Annotated in this window: 17 protein-coding genes; 6 read left to right on the forward strand and 11 right to left on the reverse strand. The window is 71.8% G+C overall.

Annotated features, from left to right (window positions below):
• Positions 1-7: 7 nt before the first annotated feature.
• Positions 8-1858: a hypothetical protein gene (locus LP52_RS28380; RefSeq protein WP_238580909.1), complete on the forward strand. Its 1851-nt coding sequence runs from the start codon at positions 8-10 to the stop codon at positions 1856-1858.
• Between the two features lie 347 nt (positions 1859-2205).
• Here the strand turns inward: LP52_RS28380 and LP52_RS13475 are convergent, their stop codons facing one another.
• Positions 2206-2706 carry a hypothetical protein gene (locus tag LP52_RS13475; protein ID WP_040273779.1) on the reverse strand — a complete coding sequence of 167 codons (501 nt, stop codon included), beginning with the start codon at positions 2704-2706 and terminating at the stop codon, positions 2206-2208.
• A gap of 341 nt (positions 2707-3047) precedes the next feature.
• On the opposite strand from LP52_RS13475, the gene LP52_RS13480 reads away from it, so the two are divergent.
• Positions 3048-3467 carry an ankyrin repeat domain-containing protein gene (locus tag LP52_RS13480; RefSeq protein ID WP_040273781.1) on the forward strand — a complete coding sequence of 140 codons (420 nt, stop codon included), beginning with the start codon at positions 3048-3050 and terminating at the stop codon, positions 3465-3467.
• A 50-nt stretch (positions 3468-3517) separates the two neighbouring features.
• Here the strand turns inward: LP52_RS13480 and LP52_RS13485 are convergent, their stop codons facing one another.
• Positions 3518-4015 (reverse strand): NUDIX domain-containing protein, encoded by a 498-nt coding sequence (locus tag LP52_RS13485; RefSeq protein ID WP_040273841.1) that lies wholly within the window; start codon positions 4013-4015, stop codon positions 3518-3520.
• Between the two features lie 70 nt (positions 4016-4085).
• A complete protein-coding gene (locus tag LP52_RS13490) occupies positions 4086-5453 on the reverse strand; it encodes an amino acid permease (RefSeq protein WP_040273842.1) in 1368 nt (455 codons plus the stop codon).
• 192 nt (positions 5454-5645) lie between these two features.
• Here LP52_RS13490 and LP52_RS13495 point away from each other — a divergent pair, with 192 nt between their 5' ends.
• Positions 5646-6926 (forward strand): histidine kinase, encoded by a 1281-nt coding sequence (locus LP52_RS13495; protein WP_157036324.1) that lies wholly within the window; start codon positions 5646-5648, stop codon positions 6924-6926.
• Positions 6923-7588 carry a response regulator transcription factor gene (locus tag LP52_RS13500; protein WP_238580910.1) on the forward strand — a complete coding sequence of 222 codons (666 nt, stop codon included), beginning with the start codon at positions 6923-6925 and terminating at the stop codon, positions 7586-7588. Before LP52_RS13495 ends, LP52_RS13500 begins: the two co-directional genes overlap by 4 nt.
• A 373-nt stretch (positions 7589-7961) precedes the next feature.
• Here LP52_RS13500 and LP52_RS13505 read toward each other — a convergent pair whose 3' ends face one another.
• The 3 genes from LP52_RS13505 to LP52_RS13515 all read right to left on the reverse strand — a co-directional run bounded on the left by LP52_RS13505 (position 7962) and on the right by LP52_RS13515 (position 11479).
• On the reverse strand, positions 7962-9602 hold the full coding sequence (locus tag LP52_RS13505; protein ID WP_040273784.1) for an alkaline phosphatase D family protein: 1641 nt from the start codon (positions 9600-9602) through the stop codon (positions 7962-7964).
• A gap of 490 nt (positions 9603-10092) precedes the next feature.
• Positions 10093-10710 carry a hypothetical protein gene (locus LP52_RS13510; protein WP_040273786.1) on the reverse strand — a complete coding sequence of 206 codons (618 nt, stop codon included), beginning with the start codon at positions 10708-10710 and terminating at the stop codon, positions 10093-10095.
• Positions 10711-10822: 112 nt separating this feature from the next.
• Positions 10823-11479 carry a hypothetical protein gene (locus LP52_RS13515; protein ID WP_040273787.1) on the reverse strand — a complete coding sequence of 219 codons (657 nt, stop codon included), beginning with the start codon at positions 11477-11479 and terminating at the stop codon, positions 10823-10825.
• 410 nt (positions 11480-11889) lie between these two features.
• On the opposite strand from LP52_RS13515, the gene LP52_RS13520 reads away from it, so the two are divergent.
• Complete coding sequence (locus tag LP52_RS13520; RefSeq protein ID WP_040273789.1) at positions 11890-12630, forward strand: MerR family transcriptional regulator; 741 nt, start codon at positions 11890-11892, stop codon at positions 12628-12630.
• A 101-nt stretch (positions 12631-12731) separates the two neighbouring features.
• Here LP52_RS13520 and LP52_RS13525 read toward each other — a convergent pair whose 3' ends face one another.
• The 5 genes from LP52_RS13525 to LP52_RS13550 form a co-directional block, all read right to left on the reverse strand.
• Positions 12732-13382, reverse strand: a complete 651-nt coding sequence (locus tag LP52_RS13525; protein WP_202966104.1) for an HAD-IA family hydrolase — start codon at positions 13380-13382, stop codon at positions 12732-12734.
• Between the two features lie 94 nt (positions 13383-13476).
• A complete protein-coding gene (locus LP52_RS13530; protein ID WP_084723167.1) occupies positions 13477-14256 on the reverse strand; it encodes an alpha/beta fold hydrolase in 780 nt (259 codons plus the stop codon).
• Between the two features lie 25 nt (positions 14257-14281).
• The gene (locus LP52_RS13535; RefSeq protein WP_202966105.1) at positions 14282-15082 is read right to left on the reverse strand and encodes an exodeoxyribonuclease III; all 801 of its coding nucleotides are present in this window, start codon (positions 15080-15082) and stop codon (positions 14282-14284) included.
• A 36-nt stretch (positions 15083-15118) separates the two neighbouring features.
• The gene (locus LP52_RS13540) at positions 15119-16138 is read right to left on the reverse strand and encodes a tyrosine-type recombinase/integrase (protein ID WP_238580911.1); all 1020 of its coding nucleotides are present in this window, start codon (positions 16136-16138) and stop codon (positions 15119-15121) included.
• Positions 16139-16288: 150 nt separating this feature from the next.
• A complete protein-coding gene (locus tag LP52_RS13550; protein ID WP_040273796.1) occupies positions 16289-17050 on the reverse strand; it encodes an SDR family NAD(P)-dependent oxidoreductase in 762 nt (253 codons plus the stop codon).
• A 51-nt stretch (positions 17051-17101) separates the two neighbouring features.
• On the opposite strand from LP52_RS13550, the gene LP52_RS13555 reads away from it, so the two are divergent.
• Positions 17102-17452 carry an ArsR/SmtB family transcription factor gene (locus LP52_RS13555; protein WP_040273798.1) on the forward strand — a complete coding sequence of 117 codons (351 nt, stop codon included), beginning with the start codon at positions 17102-17104 and terminating at the stop codon, positions 17450-17452.
• The last annotated feature ends 22 nt before the right edge of the window (positions 17453-17474 follow it).

A 17474-nucleotide genomic window follows, 5' to 3' on the forward strand; every position in this document is an offset into this window, starting at 1 on the left:
TGCGAACGTGATCGATGAGTTTCGGGCGGCCTTTCAGGAGTTGATCGACGCCTCTGTCTCCACCGACCCGGGGCGTTTTCCTACGGCCGTGCAAAGGGTGCTCCAGCTGGCGCCGGCCATACCGCCCGGCGAGCGCGAGCTGGCGCTGGAGGCGTTGGGTCCCTTCATCGGCGGCGGGCACACCGCCCCCGGCATCACCGCCGACCTCTCCGTGGTCGCCAGCGCCCTGGTCGAGATGGGCGCCGACCCCGGCCCGGCCGGGGTCGAGGTCATGGGTCTGCTGCGCAGCGTGGGCCAGGGCGCCGCCGTATTCCTGCACGCCTGGGACCAGACCGGCGGCGGGCGCCCGCCCGAACCCGACGACGTCACCGCCGACGCCGAGGAGCGCGTCGCCCGACGCCTGGGCGAGACCGCCCCCACGGCCACCGTGTGCTGGTGGACCATCCGCCGCTACGGCCTGGCCGCCAAGACCATGCTCAGCCAGTCGAGTGTGCGCAGCGCCGTGCGCTCCGACCCGGGTCTGCGCGCCGAACTCGTCGCCATCGCCAACCAGCTCAGCGGCGCGCTGTCGGAGTTCGGCGACATCCGCGCGCTGCTGCGCATGGCCGAGGCCACGTCCGCGCTCGTGCTGGACCGTGCCACCGGGCGCGGCTTCCGCGTCCTGTTCGACGGTATCGGCGACAACTTCCAGCTGCACACCCTGCTCGCCGACGCCCTGATCGGGCCTGAGGGGCGCGGCCTGCCCGGTCGGCGTCCCGATCCCCGGTGGACCGCCGCCTTCCGCGACGCCCCGCCCGACCCCGAGGCCCACGTGGCCCAGGGGTGGTGGAACCTCGTGGCACTGGACGGGGCCTGGGTGTGGAACGAGGGCGTGCCCGCCGACATCCCCACCGTCGACGGCGAGCACGTGCTCGTGCTGGAGGAGCAGCCCTTCCCGCGCTCGTGGCACACGGGCAGGCGCCACCCCATGGTGCGGGGCTGGCTGGAGGTCGACGAGGAGCTCACGGACGACGAGGCCGCCGCCTGGTGGCGGAGCGCGGCCCCGTCCGCTTCCGGGGCGTCCGTGCGTGCCGCGTCCGAGGACCCCGGCCGCGGGTCCGGTGCCGGCGGCGCGGAGGCACCGCAGGTGCACAGCGCCCCGCCGGCCTGGGCTCAGGAGCCTGCCGGGGCATCGGGGGAGCGGACACCCGGCGGAGACCCGGCCCCGGCCGCCGAGCCGCAGCGGCGCGACCGTGACGAGGCCGCCGCGGCAGCGGGGGAGGAGCACTCCGACGCGCCGGCCGGCCTCGACTTCGGCGGCCTCGTGCGGCCCTACGTCGACATCGGGTCCCCGGGCCAGGTCCCCGTTGCTTCGGCGTCGCCGCAGGTGCCGGAGGCCTTCGCCGCCGGGGGAGACCAGGCGGGTGGCGGGCCCTCACAGGCTCGTTCCGACTTTTCCACCGGTCCCGCCGGCGCTGACGACCACCCGGCCGGTGGGACCGAACAGGAGCCCGGGCCCGATCGGCCGCCGCACGCCCGATCGATCGGCGACGAGACCGCAGAGCCCGGGTCTGCGGCGCCGGACACGTCCGCCGGGAACGGCGCGGCGCCGTTCCCCGCCGCAGAGCCTGCGCCGGGCGAGGAGGAGCCGCCGGCCCGTGAGGCCGGCGACGCCGGGGGCGGGGGTCCGGCCCGCCCCCGAGTCCGAGGAGGCTCCGGCGGGTCTCGGAGGGCAGCCGGCCTCGACGGGCGTGTCCCGCCCGTGGCCGGGCGGGGAGCAGGACCGGCCCGCGCCGGAGGAGCCCGAACCGGAGCGCGTCCCGGCAACGGGAACCGAGACGGCTGTTCTGCCGGTCGTGCCCGACGTCGGCACCGCTGAGCCCGACGCCGGGGAGGTGGACGTCCCCGCCGCGGACACCGTCCCCGAAACGGACGGCGACGAGGACACCCCGCACCGGGGCGCCTCAGCGCTCCCTCCGCTCCCGCCGGGCGTTTCCAAGAGCTCCGCCTGGGGCCCCGGCTGGCGGTGACCTCCGGGCCGTCCTACCCGCAACCCAGCGTTGGCACCACTACGAATCTACGTTGTAAAGGCGTTCGTTGCGATAATCCCGAAAGCCGACACCACGACGTGTATCGACCGCAGCCAGACGAGGCGATCCGCATCGCGCAGCGGTCCGATCTGCCGGGAACGGGGATCCGGCAGGAGCCGTCCGTCAGGCCGGTCCCTCAGGCGCGGGTCGTGCGGCGGCGCTCAGGGTCGGTGTCCTCGTAGTCCTCGTCGTAGAGGCCGTCGAAGTACTCCTCCTCGGTCACTCCCTGGGCCGCGGCCGGTCCCGTCCACCGGGAGGGCACCAGCATCGGGAGGAACAGCAGCAGCCCCAGCGGCAGGTAGGCCCCGATCTCCAGCAGTGTGGTCGCGCCCTCCAGGCCGGGCACGCCGGGGACCCGGTCCACGAGCCCGGGGCGCAGCACCTGCACCGCGGTGATCCCGACCAGGCTCAGGCCGGCGATCCCCGGCAGCATCGGCGTCAGCCGCGGCGGAACCGCGACCAGCGCCACCAGCAGGGCGACGAACGCCCCGGCACCGATGGCGACCATGCCTTGGGCGGTGACGATGGACTGGCCGGTCGCCGACAGGTCGACGAAACGCGGCAGCGTCCACCCGGTGCCCAGCATGAGCACGGGTGCGAGCACCAGCCCGGCGATGAATCCCACGAAATGTCGCACGAGTCTTCTCCTCAGGTGTTTAGGGGCGGCGGGCGGCCGCGGCGCCGCGCCACCGGCTTCCGGTCGGTCGCGGAGCGGCCTTCGCGGGCGCGTGCCCGCACGTGCGGCGCCGTCCGACGCGGCTCCACGGGGAGTTGAGCAAGCACCATAGCGACATTCACGGCCAATTGGGCATAGGCGACACGATTCGTGTTCCTGCGCTACGTCACCCGGCTACTGCGAACGGTGGCGCCCCGCAGTTGGGCTCCCCGCCGAGCCCGCTCGAACCGGCCCGCGAAAACCAAGCGACCTCACCCTGTGTCACGTCATCGGCTCAGGTCCACTGCGCCTAGGCTGGAACCGTGAGCGACACAGAACCGAGCGACGCTTCCCAGCCCGACCCCGAGGTCGTCGAGCTGGCCGGGCGCGTATTCGACTTCGCCCGGCGCGGCGCGACCGAGACACTCGCCGCCTACCTCGACGCCGGTGTCCCGGCCAACCTCACCAACGACAACGGCGACACCCTCCTCATGCTCGCCGCCTACCACGGCCACGCCGCCACCACCGCCCTGCTGTGCGAGCGCGGCGCCGACGTCGACCGGCTCAACGACCGCGGGCAGTCACCCCTGGCCGGCGCGGTGTTCAAGGGAGAGGACGAGGTGGTCGACGTCCTGGTCGACCACGGCGCCGACCCCGCCGCCGGCACCCCCTCGGCACGGGAGGCGGCCCGCATGTTCGACAAGCAGCACTACCTGCGCCGGTTCGCCGCCGAGGAGACCTGACCGGCACCGACGGCACAGCCGCAGGCCGCCACGGCCCCGTTCTCGGCGTTTCAGTCCCCGTCCAGCACCGGGCGGCCGTCCTCCAGGTAGCACGTGCGCCCCTCGGCCGCCGCTGCCGCCGCGGCGACGATGCGGCGATGCAGCCCCCGGCTCACCAGCCGCTGCCACTGCCGAGGGTCGGCCAGGACCGCGTCGCTGAGCTCGTCGGCAGGCAGCCGCACCTGCGCCATAGCGGTCTCCTCCAGCGCGCCGGAGAACAGGAACACGGTCGCCGGGCGCCGGTTGGGATGCAGCTGCGGCGGCGACCAGTCCACACACACCAGCTTCTTCAGCGCCGGGACGAACCCCAGCTCCTCGGCACACTCGCGCCGGCAGGCCGCCAGCGGCGACTCGCCCTCCTCGATCACCCCTCCGGGAAGCGACCACCCGGGCTTGTAGGTGGGTTTGACCAGCAGCAGCCGTCCGTCGGCAGTGCGTAGCAGCGCCGCGGCCGCCCCTCGGGTGCGGGGCAGGCCCTCGAAGAAGGAGAACTCGGAGTCGGCGACCACACCGGACACACTACGGTCGCCCCTCAGCCGCCCACCGCCGGGGCGCCCACCGGCGTGGCAGGGCGCCGCCTCACTCCGGCTCCCCGCCGGCGCCCTGCGCGGCCGAGGAACCCAGCGGGGTCCGGCTCACCGGCCGCCGCCCGAACCGCCGCCGCAGCTCATAGGCCACCAGCACCACCGCCAGCGCGGCCAGCGTCGCCGCCAGCGGCAGCCGCTGGTCGGGCAACAGCGCCATCGCCCCCAGGATCGCCAGCAGGCCGACCAGCGTGGCCCAGCTCAGATACGGAAAGCCCCACATCGCGAACCGCAGCGCCTCGGGCTCCTCGCGGCGCAGCCGACGGCCCAGTACCAGCTGCGAGGACACGATCGTCAGGAACAGCACCAGCAGGATCGCCCCGATCGAGGCCACCAGGAACGCGAAGACCGTCTCGGGCCACAGGTAGTTGCCGATCACCGAGACATAGCCCACGACCGTGCCCATCAGGATCGCCCGCGTCGGCACCCCGCGCCGACCCACCGCCGACAGTGCCCGGGGCGCATCGCCTTGGCGGGTGAGCACGTGCAGCATCCGCGAGGAGGTGTACAGCGCAGCGTTGAGCACGCTGAGCACGGCGATGAACACCACCACCTCCATGACCAGCGGCGCGGCGGGGACCCCCACCCGGTCCATCACCGCCACGAACGGGCTCCGCAGCAGCTCGGCGGTGTCCCAGGGCAGCACCATCACCACCACCAGGATCGAGGCGACGTAGAACAGGGCGATGCGCCAGAGCACGTTGGTGGTCGCCCGCGCGACCCCGCGCTCGGGTTCGTCGCTCTCCCCGGCGGCGATCGTCACGATCTCCACACCGCCGAAGGAGAACAGCACGACCACCGTCGCCGCCAGCACCGCGCCCCACCCGTTGGGTGCGAAGCCGCCGTGGACCCACAGGTTGTCCACTGTGGCGCCGCCGGCACCCGGCCACAGCCCGAAGGCGAACAGCCCGCCCAGTACCAGAAACGCCACGATCGTGGCGATCTTGACCAGGGAGAACAGCGACTCGGTCTCGCCGAACATGCGCACCGAGATCAGGTTGGCCCCGGTCATCACGAGCAGCAGCCCCAGCGACAGCAGCCACCCGGGCAGCGGCACCCACGATCCGAGCGTGGCCGCCCCCGCCACCGCCTCCGCCGCCACCAGGACGCTGTACATCCACCAGTACAGCCACCCGATGCAGAACCCCGCGCGCGGCCCCAGCGCCATGCGGGCGTAGTCGGAGAACGACCCGGCCGAGGGCCGGGCCACCACCATCTCGCCCAGCGCACGCAGCGTCAGCAGCACCAGCGCTCCCGCCAGCGCATACGAGAGCACCGCTGCCGGCCCGGCGGCGCTGATCACCGCACCGGAGCCGATGAACAGCCCGGCGCCCACAGAGCCGCCGATGGCGATCATCGCCATGTGCCGCCGCCGCAGCGAGTGCGCCAGCTCTGACGTGCCGAATGAGGTCTTGGTCGAGGTTCTGTCCCTGGTCACGGCCATCGAGGGTATCGGCTGCACGGGCGCGCGCGGCCACCCCGGCCCGGCGGCCGATGCGCCGACTCCCTCCGGCGGGGGAGGCGCCTGCCGCCGGCCGCGTGCGAGTATCGCCGTGTGCTGGACATCCGCCGACTGTCGGCACCTCTGGTGCGGGCCTCCACCTATACCCGCTGGGTCCATCTGGTCCTGGGCGGCGTGGTGTTCGTGCCGTATCTGATGGCCACGAGCGTGCTGATCTCCCTGATTCTGGCCTCGGGCGCGGCGGGGGCCGGCGACTCCCCGGCATCGTCCCTGCTGATCGGCCTGGCTCCGGCTCTGCTGCTGGTGGGGGCCACGGCGTGGCTGCCGGGCGTGCGCACCGCCCAGACCCACCTGGTGCGCGCCCTGGTCACCCGCGCCCCGGCCGTGCAGCAGGGCGCCGAGTCCACGACCGCCCGCACCCGCCTACGCACGGCCCTGTGGCTCGTCGTGCACGTCAGTGTCGGATTCGCGGCGAGTCTGGCCACCATGATCGGCCTGACCCAGGCGGCGGTGCTCGCCGCCACCGCCGTCGCGCCCGATCCCGCACAGCTGATCCAGGGCTCCTTCATCGTCTTCGGCGACGCGCCGCCCGGCATCGCCCAGCGTGTCGCCGCGCCGCTGCTGGGCGCCGGCCTCGTGGCGGTGCTGGTCTACGCCGCGGCCGCCCTCGGCGCCCTGATGGCGCGGCTGGCGCCCGTGCTGCTGGGACCTTCGGCCGCTGAGCGCCTGGCCGCCGCGCAGCAGCGCGCCGAGACCCTGGCCGAGCGCAACCGCCTGGCCCGCGAACTGCACGACTCCATCGGCCACGCCCTCTCGGCGATCTCGCTGCAAGCCGGTACCGCCGCGCGCGTCATCGACACCGACCCCGCCTTCGCGCGCTCGGCGCTGGAGTCGGTCTCCGACCAGGCCCGCATCGCCACCGCCGAACTCGACCACGTGCTGGGCCTGCTGCGCGAGGAGCGCTCCACCACCGCGCCCCAGCGCGACCTGTCCCACCTGGAGCAGCTGATCGAGGCCACCCGGGCCCTCGGAGCCGACGTCGACGCCGACATCGCGGGGGACACCGGCGCGGTCCCGGGCATCGTCTCGCGCGAGACGTACCGCATCTGCCAGGAGGGGCTCACCAACGTGCTGCGCCACGCCGGGCCGGTGCCCGTCACCCTGCGTCTGCGCGTGGGCGACGAAGCCTTGGAGGTGGAGATCGCCAACCCCGTCCCCGAGGCGTCCTCCGCCGGGTGGGGGAGCGGAGGCGGCGGGCGCGGATTGCGCGGCATGCGCGAGCGGCTGGGGCTGCTCGGCGGCACGCTGAGCGCCGGGGCCGAGGACGGGAGGTGGCGGCTGTGCGCCGCCATCAGATGGAAGGACCCACATTGATCACCGTGGCGCTGGTCGACGACGAGGAACTCGTGCGCGCGGGCCTGCGCGCCCTGATCGACGCCGAGCCCGACCTGTCGGTGGCGGCCGAGGAGGCCGACGGCACTGGGGTGGTGGACATGGTCCGCCGCCACCGCCCCGATGTGGTGCTCATGGACGTGCGCATGCCGCGCCTGGACGGCATCGAGGCCACGCGAGCGCTGCAGCGCTCGCTGGACGCGCCTCCGGCGGTGCTGGTGCTGACGACCTTCGAAAACGACGACTACGTCTACGGCGCGCTGCGGGCCGGCGCCCGCGGGTTCCTGCTCAAGCGCAGCCGCCCGGAGGAGATCCTCGACGCTCTGCGGCTGGTGGCGCGCGGCGACTCGCTGCTGTTCCCCGCCGCCATCCGCCGTCTGGCCGCCGCGGCGGAAGCGGCCGACACCCCGGCGGCGCGGGCCGTGGCCGCCTTGACCGAGCGGGAGGCGGCCACGTTGCGGCTGCTCGCGCGGGGGATGTCCAATGCCGAGATCGCCTCGGAGCTGTTCGTGGGGGTGGAGACGGTCAAGACGCACGTCTCGGCGATCCTGGCCAAGTTGGCGGTGCGCGACCGCACTCAGGCGGTGGTGGCCGCCTATGACGCGGGCCTGATCCGGCCCGGGGAGAGCCCGGCGCCGCGGTGATCGCCCGCGGGGATCCGCGCCGAGGGCGGGGGAGGGGAGCGGGAATAGCCGCGCCATCGGCGCCGTTGGGCGGGGTGCAGGCCGATGCGGTAACAAGTGTCCCCCGGGCTCACCTATAGCCTTCGCGGACTACCGCGTCCGGCGTCCGCGCCGGGCGGTCGTGGAGCCGCGTTGTGCCCCGCGCCGAGAGGCGACCGCCGTGTCGTACCTGTGCACGTGACGGCCCCTTGGCGGAGTACTCCGCCAAGGGGCCGTTTCATGTTCGGACCTTCACCCGAGGGCCCCTCATACGAGGCAGTCCGCAATGCGGTTATTGAAATCTACGCTATAAAGGCAGGCATGATTTTCACTGAAAGCGACTACTAGCCCCCCTTCACACCTGCTGCACACCCGGCCGACCGTCTTCGATCACCACTGTCGTCAGGTTCCGGATCGGCGCGCCCCGCCGGCTCACATAGTCGACGACGCGGTAGTCGCTGCGCCACTGGCCGCGGGAGACCTCGTTGCGCACATAGCCCCGGCGGCGGTTGATCAGCTTGATGTGCGGATTCTCCGCCAGCTGAACCCGGTCGGTGTCGCCCTGGTCCACACCGTCGCCGCCGCTGGTGATCGAGGTGCCCACCAGCTCGGTCGCCACCGTCGCCGAGTCGGGGTCGTCGAAGTCGGCCTTGACGTCGCACAGGTAGTTGGCGTGGACGTCGCCGGTGATCACCACGGGATTGGACACGTCTGCGGCCATCCGGTCGCGGAGGCTGTCGCGCTCGTAGCGGTAGCCGTCCCAGGCGTCGTTGGAGAAGTTGGTGCTGTCGCCCTCGTTGAAGTCGCGCCGGGAGAAGAAGACCTGCTGGGCCAGTACGTTCCAGCGCGCCGAGGGCCCGGTCAGCCCGTCCACCAGCCACTCGCGCTGCTGGGCGCCCAGCAGCGTGCGGTCGGGGTCGGCGTGGTCCTGGTCGTAGACCTGGTCGCTGCGGTACTGGCGGGTGTCCAGCAGGTGGACGTCGACCAGGTCGCCGAAGGTCAGCCGGCGGTAGAGCTGCATGTGGGCGCCGCGGGGGCGCTGGGCCCGCCGCAGCGGCATGTGCTCGTAGTAGACCTGGAAGGCGCGGGCGCGCCGCTGCAGGAAGACGGCCGGGTCCTGGTCGGGCTCGTCGTCGGGTTCGGAGATGTCGTCGGCCCAGTTGTTCTCGACCTCGTGGTCGTCGAAGACCACCGCCCAGGGGAAGGCGGCGTGGCAGGCCTGCAGGTCGGGGTCGGTTTTGTGCTGTGCGTGGCGGATGCGGTAATCGGCGACCGAGAACACCTCGGCGGCGGGCAGGTGGCCGCGGCCGATCTCGCCTTGGGCGGGGCCCTCGTAGATGTAGTCGCCCAGGAAGCAGACCAGGTCGAGATCCTCCTCGGCCATGCGGGCGTGGGCGGTGTAGTAGCCGGAGGGGTAGTTCTGGCAGCTGGCGAAGGCGAAAGCGAAGCGGTCGAGCTGATCCCCGGGCCGCGGCGCGGTCTTGGTACGGCCGACGGGGCTGAACTCGCGGCCTGCGCGGAAGCGGTAGTAGTACTCGGCACCCGGCCGCAGCCCGTGGACCTCGACGTGTACCGAGTGGCCCTCCTCGGGACGGGCGAACTCGGCGCCGGCGGCCACGACGTGGCGGAACCGCTCGTCGGTGGCGACCTGCCAGCGCACCCGTACCCGGCGGTCGGGCATGCCGCCGCGGCCGTCCTCGGCCAGCGGCTCGGGCGCCAGTCGCGTCCAAAGCACGACGCCGTCGGGCAGCGGGTCGCCGGAGGCCACGCCCAGGGTGAAGGGCTCGGAGATTCTGCCGCGGCCACCGGTCCCGTTCTGGTCGGGATCGGCCCAGGCGGGCGGTCCGCCCAGGGCGGCGGCACCGAGGGTGGCGCCGCCGGCGGCCAGTGCGCGGCGCCGTGTGGGTGCGGGTGTGCGCTCGGCGGGGGAGGGGAGCGGTCTGGATGCGGGGGCGGCGGTAGCGGGGGGTGGGGAGGACGGGGGGACGTCCGGCATGCACGGTCTCCTCTGTCGCTTCGGATTCCGGCCTCCAGGGAGGGCTGGGAGAATGAAGGCGCGGAAAGGACCGTGCTCTATGACGACATAAGTGCTGTGACACCCCAACTACCGCACAGTGAACGTTCGGATTCGCACGGAATGCGTGCGATCACTCCTGGTCACGTATCGGTAGGCGGGGCAGTGGAGAATTCCGGTGCGGATCACGAGCTTCGGGCACGCGCGCTCGGACGTGTTCCCCGAAACCGGAAATGTGTACCGCATTTCACCGTCGCGGTGAATTATCCACCGCGCCGGAAATCGGTTTTGCGGCGTTCACGCGGTCTCGATAGGGCGCGAGGCGGCATGGTCCCGCGTCGGGGCGGCGTCCGGTGGGGCGTCGACGGCCGGGGAGCACTGGCGGAGAATCGGGCGGATATGGCTGACCTCGGGTCTCGCCCGCGTAGTGCGGCTGGAGTGCCGGTCCCCGCGCTCTGCCGGCGCGTTGTGATCAACCTGCAAGCAGTGGGGGAACGAGGTAGATGAGCGAGAAGGCCTCATAGATCGCGCCGATGACGAACAACGCCAGCGCGGGCAGGCTCAACCAGCCGGCCTGCTGTAGGCCGCGGAGGTATCCCTGACGGCGGTTGGGAGCGTCGACCGCCGCGGGGTGCAGCCAGGCGTACCCGATGAGGTAGGCGCCGAGCATGAGCAGGGCGTAGGCCTGGAACTCGATGACGAGCGTCAGCGAGTGCGGGATCATGAGCTTCGCCACGGTCGCGTCGACCGGGGCGAGGATCACGCCGGTTTCGTATGCCTTGTAGGCGAAGACGGCGATACCGGCGAAGGGCACGATCATCGAGGGCAGCAGGATCCTCAGGGCAGCGACGGTGAGCACGTTGACCGCGAAGATGGTCAGGCTGAACAGCCAGGGGTTCTCGAACAGCGTTCCCACCAGGTCCGCTGTCCCGTCCTGCTGCTGGGAGCCGACCTGCGTGGCGTTCAGTGCGGGGAAGACCAGTGCCGCCCCCACGCCGATGAGGAACACGCCGTAGGCGATCGCGTTCATCACGAGGTAGGCGCGGAGGTTCGCGCGGATGATCTGGAAGGGCTTGCGAAGGTTTCGCATGCGCTGGCTCCGTGTTCGAGATGTCTGGTTAGCCGCTTGGGTGGTGACGGTGTGGTGGAGCGCGTCGGTATCGGCGCCCGCGTACGGATGCGACGCCGTGCGTGGCGGCCGGTCAGCTGCCGCCGTCCAGCAGCGCGTTCCAGCGCAGGCGCGTCGCCCGCTCCACGCTGGATGTCGAGGCGCAGAACCCGAGGGCGATGTTGAGCCAAGGTGGCAGGTCGATGGGCGAGGTGAAGGTACCGAAGCGCTGACCTATCGGGGGCACATGCGAGACCCCCTCGATGATCTGCGGGACGACGAGAATGATCGGAACGACCAGCAGGATCAGCGATAGGACTCCGATCCAGCGGCTCAACGCCGGGTGCTCGCGGTCGAGGCGAGCGCGACGCCCCTCGGCCGAGCGTTCGTCCGGGATGAGCCGGCGCATGTCGCCTTCGGCGGTGACGTAGTGGCAGCGCTTGAGCCCGAAGGCCGTCGATTCCACCTCGACCGCTCCTCCCGGAACGGGGAAGACCGCTGGAAGCTTGGATTCGGAGTGATGTCTGCCGTCGAGGTAGAGGTGGGCCTTGCCCTTGCCGTCCTCCGTCACGACCTGTTGCCAATACGGGACGTCGACGGCGTAGACCACGTGGCGTCCGTCGCTGTCGGTCGCGGGGAGGTAGAACAGAGCGCGGGAGAGCGGCTGCCACCAGCGGAAGTGCTTCAGTGGACGACCGTTCCCGCTCTTGATCCGTTTCGCGGCTTCGCGCTGCTTCCGATCGTTGATCACTTCGGGCTCCGTGTCGTTTCGCGAAGATCAGTGGCCGACGCCGAGTCGGAACCGCCGCAGGCTCGTCGCGGCTGAGGGCCCACCGAGCCTGCTCGGTCGCGAACCGGCCACGACCGGCACCGGTCCTCATTCGAGAGGCTGCCCCTGGGGCAGAGTCAATCGTCTGATCGCGCCACGCCGGGTACGGACACATGCAATCCGGCTCGGGCGAGGAGGAGTTGACAGAGCATCGACCTGCGCATCGCCGGCGCGTAGCGGATTCTCGGCAGGTCGCCTTGCAACGGCCGTCGCCGTGGAGACGGCGAGGAAGCAGGGGTGCCGCTTGACTCGGCCCCTGGGGCAGAGTGTTGGCTGCGGATATGCGTGGGGTGTAGCGCTGCCGGCAGTCGCGGCGGAAGTGGAGGCATCGCGTGGCGTGGAGTACTCAGCAGGTTGCCGAACTCGCCGAGACGACGGTGAAGGCCGTTCGGTACTACCACAAGATCGGGCTGCTGGATGTTCCGGAGCGAACAGCGAACGGATACAAGCAGTACGAGGTCTCACACTTGGTCCGCCTGCTACAGATCAAGCGGTTGAGCGATCTGGGAGTCCCGCTGTCGGAGGTGGCGTCGATGGGTCACGCCGGCGAAGACCCGGACGAGGCGATCCGCGTGCTGGACAGGGAACTGGAAGCGACAGTCGCCCGGATCAGCCGGGTTCGGGCGGAGTTGGCTGTCATCCTGCGCCACCGCGCACCGGCCTACGTCCCACCTTCGTTCGCTCCGGTCGCCCGTAACCTCTCTGATCGCCAGCGATCTCTGCTGATGGTCTACTCGACCGTTCTCAGCGAGAAGTCCGTCCAGGAGTTCCGCGAACTTCTCAGCGAACCTGACGATACGGATGAGGAGTTCGAGGCTCTCCCTCCGGACGCGGACGATGCCGCGATCGACCGTCTCGCTGCGCGCATGTTGCCCGTCGTCCGCAGAGCGCGCGAGCGGCATCCGTGGTCGAAAGCCCCGGCGGCCGACGCGCCGCGTGGTGCGAAGCACGCCGAATACACGATGGCCGAGGCAATGGTGCAGTTGTACAACCCCGCACAGCTGTGTGTACTGAAGCGTTTGAACGCTCTCCTCCAAGAGGAGGCTTCAGGCGCGAGCGACGACGCACCTTGATGCGGCGGCCGCGGCCGGGATCGACGAAGGCGGCATCGGCCGGACCGGGCGGGGCCTGACAGCTCCGCCCCGCCGGCTCCGGCGGACCCGCCGGAGCGGCCTCAGGTGTGGACGTGCACCTCGACGGGCGGCTCCAGGGCGGGGGCGCATTCCACGTAGCTGAGGTCGGCGACGACCGTGTCTGCGTGGGCCTGCAGCTCCTGGGCGGTGCCGGTGGTGGTGACGGCCACGGCGCGGGTTCCGGCGGCGCGGGCCGATATGAGGCCGGCGGCGGCGTCTTCGAAGACCACGCAGTGGGCGGGGTCGGCGCCCATGCGGCGGGCGGCGGTGAGGTAGGGCTCGGGGTCGGGTTTGCCGGTGGTGACGTCGTCGGCGGTGATGAGCAGGGGCGGGTCGATGCCGACGGCCTTGACGCGCGCTTCGGCCAGGGGGCGGGTGCAGGAGGTGACGACGGCCCAGGCGTCGTCGGGCAGGCTGGCGAGGAGTTCGCGGGTGCCGGGCAGGACGCGCAGGTCGGGTGCGCGGTCGATTTCGAGTTGTTCGAGGCGGTCGGTGGCCTCGGCGACGGCTTCGGCGGGCAGGAGTTGGGCGGCGATTTGCCGGGCGGGGATTCCGTGGCCGATCACCTGGTCGAAGCGGGCGCGGTCGATTCCGTATTCGTCGACCCATTGGTCCCAGCATTGCTGGATGGCGGGGCCGGAGTCGACGAGGGTGCCGTCCATGTCGAACAGGAGCGCCTGTGCACTGATCATCACGCTGGCGAGTCTAGGCGGCCGGTGCCGGTGTGGGGGTGTGGTCTGGGGTGTGGGCCCGCGCACGCCGGGGCTCGGGGGAGGGCCTGCGGGCTCAGGGTGCGGGGTCTTGGCGGGAGTGGTCGTCGAGCATGGGGGTGGTGGGGCGTCGGGGCGGGTTGCTGGGGCGGCGCAGGGAGGCGACGTCGGCGGCGTCGATGACGATGCGGGTGAAGTTGTCGGGCTGGTCGAGGCTGACGAGGTGGCCGGCGCGGGGGACGTTGAGCAGGCGGGCGTCGGCGCAGGCGTCGAAGAACCGCTTCTCGTGGATGCGGAAGTGGTCGCGGGAGCCGTTGATGAGCCAGACGGGGCCGGGGTAGGCGCCGAGGGCGCTGAGGACGTCCATGTCGGCGACCTCGTCGATGACGGCGCGGGCGGCTTCCATGGCCAGGCCGCCGTCGAGGGCGGCTTTGGCGCCGTCTCCGAGGGTGAGGCGGTGGAAGCGTTCGTTGACGGCGTGGCCTTTGTCGGGGAGGCGGTCGAGTAGGGCGGTGGGGATTCGGTAGACCTGCGCGAGGGTCTGGACGGGGCGGGCGGTGCATCCGGCGGCGACGAGTCCGGCGGTTTTGTGGGGGTGGGCGGCGGCGGTGGCGATGGCGACGAAGCCGCCGAGGCTGAGTCCCACGACCAGGGCGCGGCCGCCGAGGGTGTCGATGGCGTCGGTGACGGTTTGGACGGCGCCGTCGAGGGTGAAGTCTTCGCCGCGGCGGCTGCCGTGTCCGGGCAGGTCGCAGGCGATGGTGTCGCGGCCGAGGTCGGTGAGTCGGTCGAGTTGGGGCCGCCACATGCTGCTGGAGAAGCGGAGGCCGTGGACCAGGACGATCGGCAGGCTCATGGGCGGCCCTTCGGGTGGTGGGTGGTCATAGGGCGTAGGTGACGGTGACGGGTGCGTGGTCGGACCAGCGGGTGTCGTGGGTGGGGGCGCGTTCGACGCGTGCGTGTTCGGCGTTTTTGGCGAGGTCGGTGGTGGCGAGGTGGTAGTCGATGCGCCAGCCGGTGTCGTTGTCGAAGGCGCGTCCGCGGTAGGACCACCAGGTGTAGGGGCCGTTCTGGTCGGGGTGGAGGTGGCGGAGGACGTCGGTGGTGCGGGTGTGGTCGATGAGGCGGGTGAGCCAGGCGCGTTCGTGGTCGAGGAAGCCGGAGTGGTTGCGGTTGTTGCGCCAGTTCTTGAGGTCGGCGGTGTGGTGGGCGATGTTGAGGTCGCCGCAGAGGAGGAGGTGGCGGCCGTGTGCGGTGGTGTCGTGGGCGCGCTGGGTGAGGTAGGGCAGGAAGGCGTCCATGAAGCGGTGTTTGGCGTCTTGGCGGGAGGTGCCGACGTCGCCGGAGGGCAGGTAGAGGCTGGCGACGGTGAGGTCGCCGATGTCGGCTTCGATGTAGCGGCCGGCGGTGTCGAATTCGGGTGTGTGGAAGCCGATGCGGTGGCTGGTGGGCGGGGTGCGCGTGTAGATGGCCACGCCGGATCGTCCGGGTTGGTCTGCGGGGGCGAGCAGCAGGTGGTAGCGGGGGTGGTGGGTGAGGGCGGTGGGCAGCTGCTCGGGGCGTGCGCGGGTTTCCTGGAGGCAGATGATGTCGGCGTCGGTGGTGTCGAGCCAGTCCAGGAGTCCTTTGCGGGCTGCTGCGCGCAGGCCGTTGACGTTGACGGTGGTGATCGTCGTGGACACGTCGGTAAGCGTAGTCAATCGGTCGGCGGGGCGCGGTCAGGTGGGTGTGGAGGGGGTTTGTGTGAGGTCGCGCAGGGTGCTGTAGGTGCGGTTGGAGCGTGCGGCGTCGCGTTGGGCGGCGGCGGTGGTGTCGATGTAGGTCTGCGATGAGGTGATGGCGGCGTGGCCGAGGAGGTGCATGATCTCGGTGACGGAGGCGCCGTCTTCGGCGAGGCGGGTGGCGAAGGTGTGGCGTAGGGCGTGGACGAGGGTGCCGCGGGCGACGCGGTCGTGGATGCCGGCGTGTTTGTAGCACTGGCGGACGAGGTATTGGAGGCCGCCGCGGCGTAGGGCGCGGTTGCGGTTGTCGACGAGGAGGGCGTCGTTGCCGGTGGGGGTGTGGTCGAAGCGGGTGGTACGGCTGCGGAGGTAGTCGTCGATGAGGGCCTCGAGCGGGGGTTCGATGGGCAGGGAGCGGGTGGTGTTGCCCTTGCCGTGGACGCGGATGCGGCGTTCGCCGGGGCGGCCGCCGAGGGAGTCGACGGTGAGGTCGAGCATTTCGGCGGAGCGCAGTCCGGTGAGGAGGGCGAGGGCGAGGACGGCGAAGTCGCGTTGGGGCCAGGGGTCGCGGGCGCGGCGGCATCCGGCGGCGAGGGCGGCGAGGAGTTGTTCGGGTGTGTCTTCGCCGATGAGGGGCTTGGGTTGGTGGGGTTTGGGGCGGGGTCGGGGGACGGCGGGCATGGGGTTGCCGTCGGTGAGGTTGGTGGAGACGAGGAAGCCGAAGAAGCCGTTCCAGGTGGACCAGGCGCGGGTGACGCTGGTGGGGGCGCGGTCGGTGGCGAATTCGGCGAAGGCGTGGCGGAGCAGGGGTGGGGTGAGGTCGCTGATGTGGAGCTGGTGGGGGTGGCAGCGTTCGGCGCGGGCGAGGTGGTCCAGGAGGGTGTTCAGGTCGCGGCGGTAGGCGGCGAGGGTGTGGGGCGAGGGTTTTTGGGGTTGGCGGGCGGTGAGGTATTCGGTGATGGCGTCGGTGACGGTCATGGTGGCGGTGGGGCGGGTTGCGGGTCGGGCGCTGTCCATGGTGGTAAGGATTGCCGATGGCGTGGGCCTGCACACGTGGGGTGGTGGGGTGTCGCGGGGGTTTCGCGGTGGGGTGCTCGCTGGTGGCGCGGCGGGGCGTCTTCTGGTGTTCCGCCGGTGACGTAGGGCTGTTTCCGCTTTGTGGTTGTTTCAGGTGAGTTCGAGGCCGCCGTCGATGGTGATGACCTGTCCGGTGAGCCAGGTGGCGGCGGGGTCGGCGAGGTGGGTGATCCAGGCGGCGACCTCGTCGGGTTCTCCGCGGCGGCCCAGGGGGATGCGTGCGGCTTCGTCGTGTTGGACGCGGGCGACGGTGTCGGGGTCCAGTCCGGCGGCGGTGAGGGCGTTGCTGCGGGTGGGGCCGGGTGCCAGGGCGTTGACGCGGATGCCGTGGGGGGCGAGTTCGAGGGCCCAGCTGCGGGTGAGGGATTCGAGGGCGGCTTTGGAGGCGGCGTAGTGGGCGGCGCCGGGCAGGGGGCGGTGGCCGTAGGTGGAGGAGATGTTGACGATGGTGCCGCCGGTTTCTGCGAGGGGGGCGTGTGCGGCGGCGGCGAGCAGGCTGGGGGCTGTGACGTTGAGGGCGAAGAGGTCCTCGACGGCGTCGGCGCGGGTGTGGGCGAGGGGCATCATGGCGGTGGCGCCGGCGTTGTTGACGACGACGTCGATGCGCTGGTGCGCGGTCAGGGCGGCGTCGACGGCTTCGGCGGGGGTGCGGGGGTCGCGCAGGTCGGCGGGGTGGGCGGTGATGCGGTGGTGGGTGCGTGCGGTGTCGTCGAGGGCGTGGGGGGTGCGGGCCAGGGCGATGACGTGGGCTCCGGCGCGGGCCAGGGCGGTTGCGGCGGCGCGGCCGATGCCGGAGGAGGCGCCGGTGACCAGGGCGACGCGGTCGGTGAGGGGTTCGGGTGTGGGGGTCATGACAACCTTCATTCGATGTTTGACGAACATCGAACAAGTTAGCATGGAAGGATGAAGCAGGCCCATCACCCCGCGACCGAGGACGTGGCGCTGGAGGAGGTCCTCTCGGCACTGGGCGACCCGGTGCGTCTGGGGCTGGCGCGGCTGCTGGCCGACGGGCGCGAGCGCGGCTGGGGGCAGCTGGCGGCGCCCGTGGCGAAGTCCACCCTCAGCCACCATCTGCGTGTGCTGCGCGACGCCGGCGTGACCCGTACCCGCCAGGAGGGCACCCGCTGCTTCGTCGTGCTGCGCCGTGCGGACCTCGACGCGCGGTTCCCCGGTCTGCTGGCGGCGGTGCTGGAGGCGGCCGAGGCCCACGACGCCGGTGCCGGGGTGGGTCTGCGCGGGACGGGGCCCGCCTAGCGCCCGCCGGCCGGCCGGCGGG

Origin of the sequence: Streptomonospora alba, from assembly GCF_000826685.1 — a bacterium.
Classification (GTDB): Bacteria; Actinomycetota; Actinomycetes; order Streptosporangiales; family Streptosporangiaceae; genus Streptomonospora; species Streptomonospora alba.